The organism is [Mycobacterium] manitobense, assembly GCF_025821665.1.
Lineage (GTDB): Bacteria > Actinomycetota > Actinomycetes > Mycobacteriales > Mycobacteriaceae > Mycobacterium > Mycobacterium arseniciresistens.
On the sequence record NZ_JACKSJ010000256.1, the window covers coordinates 1 to 2697 of the forward strand.

General features: G+C 71.2%; 2 protein-coding genes and 1 pseudogene. 2 read left to right on the forward strand and 1 reads right to left on the reverse strand.

The annotated features are described in order from the left end of the window. Nucleotides 1–1474: DEDD exonuclease domain-containing protein (locus H7I41_RS28545; RefSeq protein ID WP_264016025.1), on the reverse strand; the 1474-nt coding region annotated here is incomplete at its 3' end. 115 nt (nt 1475–1589) lie between these two features. Here H7I41_RS28545 and H7I41_RS28550 point away from each other — a divergent pair. Together H7I41_RS28550 and H7I41_RS28555 are read left to right on the forward strand one after the other, a co-directional pair. Beyond that, complete coding sequence (locus tag H7I41_RS28550; RefSeq protein ID WP_264016026.1) at nt 1590–1859, forward strand: hypothetical protein; 270 nt, start codon at nt 1590–1592, stop codon at nt 1857–1859. 152 nt (nt 1860–2011) lie between these two features. Continuing rightward, nucleotides 2012–2697 (forward strand): annotated as a pseudogene (locus H7I41_RS28555) (peptidoglycan hydrolase RipC); the annotation flags it as partial.

Consider the following 2697-nt stretch of genomic DNA (forward strand, 5'->3'; position numbering starts at 1 on the left):
CTCCGGGCCCCGCGCAGCCCGCTGCCGCCGCGAGCCTGCCGTGCCGGACCACGGCGAGATGCCCGCCACTGCCGTCGGCGCGGGCAGCGACGACGAGTTCGGACTGGGCGGCCAGGGCGTGCAGCCGCTGGCGCCACAGCACCTCGATGGCCGCCGCGGCGTGGTCGCGCAGCCGGGCGGCGATCTTCTCGTAGCGGCCCGCGGCGGCCAGCCCGGTGAGGTGGGCCAGCATCGCGGCCAGCGGGGTGTTGTCGCGCCCGGCGATCAGGTCGGCGGCGCGACGGGGGGTGGCGGCGTAGTCGGCCGCGGAAAGCTCGCGCGGCGCCGGGCAGGGGGAGAGTTCGCGCTCCGGGCACGACGGACCGTGCAGCGCGGAGCGCGCCAGCCGGGCGGTGCAGGTGCGTACGCCGGTGAACCGCGACAGCAGATCCGCGGTCTCGACGGCGTCGGCGCGGGACCGGAAAGGCCCGACGGCGCAATCGGTTCGGGGCGAGCGCACCACGGAGAACCGCGGGAAGGCCTCGTCGGTGAGCACCAGCCACCACCACCGGTGCGGGAACTTCGACCGGCGGTTGTAGGGCGGTGCGTGCGCGGCGAGCAACCGCAGTTCTCGGACCCCTGCCTCCAGGTCGTGGGCGCACTCGACGTGGTCGACGGCGGTGGCCAGCGACGCCATCTCCTTCATCCGGGTGCGCGGATCGGCTCCGTTGAAGTACTGGCCCACACGGCGGCGCAGGTCGACCGCGGTGCCCACGTAGAGCACCTCGCCGCCCGGTCCGCGGAACAGATAGACCCCCGGCCGGTGCGGCAGCGGATCGGCCAGCGCGCGGTTGCGCCGCTGCGCCGGCGTGACGTCGGGCAGGTACGCCTTCAGCTCCGCGTAGGTGTGGATGCCCTGGTTGCCGACGCGTTCCATCAGTGCGTGCAGGACGTCGACGGTGGCGCGCGCGTCGTCGAGCGCGCGGTGGGTGGGGGTGGTGGCGGCGCCGAACAGCCGGGCCAGCGCGGACAGCTTGACGCTCGGGGCCTCGTCGCGCGTGAGCACCCGGCGCGCCAGTTTCACGGTGCACAGCACCGGCGGCCGCGGCCAGGCGAGGCCGCAGCGTTCGGCGGCCGCCCGCAGGAAGCCGATGTCGAAGCCGGCGTTGTGGGCGACGAGCACGGCCCCGCGGGCGAATTCGAGGAAGGCGGGCAGCACGGACTCGATGCGCGGCGCCGCGTAGACCATCGCGGAGGTGATGCCGGTCAGCGCGACGATCTGGGGCGGGATCGCACGGCCGGGGTCGACCAGGGTGGCGAGTTCACCGAGCACGACCCCGCCGCGCACCTTCACCGCGCCGATCTCGGTGATCATGTCGCAGTTGTCGCCGGCGGCGCGGCCGCCGGTGGTCTCCAGGTCGACCACCACGAACGTGGTCTCCCGCAGCGACAGGTCAGCCTGCGGATCGACGTCGGCGAAGCTGAGCTGCCCCATGGGCGTCAAGGTAGGCAATCGCACCGACAGCGGGCGGTTGCCACGCGCAGCGCGGCGAACTTGTCGGGGGGCGCCGTTACCGTGCCGACAACACCCCGAAAGAGGAGGGCCCACGATGGGACAACCCCTGGTTCCCGACGGCACCCCGTCCAACCGGCTCGAGTCCGCCCGAACCGACGCGGACGGCACCGTGGTGATCGACTGCGACGACTGCGCGGTGCGCGGCCCTGGCTGCCAGGACTGTGTCGTGAGTGTGCTGCTCGGGGTGCCGGAGACGTTGCTGATGGACGAGCGCCGCGCCCTGGAAGTGCTGGCCGACGCGGGACTGGCGCCGCGGCTGCGCCTGGTTCCGATTCACCGGCAAAGAGATTCGGGCGTTGCCTGACGACACGCATCACCACCGGCCTGGAAAAAATTCCCCTGACAGCTGTTAAATTTGCGTCTCCTGTTGGACAAGCCCGATGCCGTTTCGTAACCTATCTGAGACCTGAGAGCAGTTCGAGGCGGCTCGTTACGCCAGTTTAAGGACGCAAAATCTTGAGGCTCGCTCGCGCGCACTGGAGAAATCGTGCTGTCACTCGACTTCTTGCCGGTGCAACGATCGGTGTGACGATGTTCGCCGCCGCGCTGACCTCGAGTGTGCAGGCAGACCCGGCCGCCGATGCGCTGGCAAAGCTCACCGAGCTGTCCCGGCAGGCCGAGCAGACCACCGAGGCGATGCACGCCGCGCAGCTGGATCTCAACGACAAGCTGGCAACGCAGCAGACAGCCGAGGCGAAGCACACCGCCGACGTCGCCGCCGCGGACGCCGCCGAGAACCAGCTGGCTACCTTTCAGGGTGCCGTCAACCACGTTGCTGCGGCGCAGTACATGGGCGGCCGCACCGACGGTATGAGCGCCATCCTCACGGCGAACTCCCCACAGCAGTTCATCGACCAGCTCTCGGTGCAGCGCGTGGTTGCCACCGAGATGTCGGCGCAAATGAGGAACTTCAAGACCATCAGTGAGCAGGCCGCCACCGCCCAGCTGGCGTCGGCGGAGTCGGCGGCGGCCGCCAAGACCGCCGCCGAACAGGCCGCCGCGGTACGCGCTGACCTGCAGAACAAGCAAAGTCAGCTGCAGGTCCAGATCGCGATCGTCAAATCGCAGTACGAGGCGCTGACGCCGGGTCAGCGGGAAGCGCTCGCGGCCGCCCCGCCCGCGCCCGTCCCGCCGCCGCCCGC

What these genes read in the sequence shown, in the direction of transcription:
- H7I41_RS28550 (WP_264016026.1), top strand. Translation starts at nt 1,590, where the DNA reads ATGGGACAACCCCTGGTTCCCGACGGCACCCCGTCCAACCGGCTCGAG.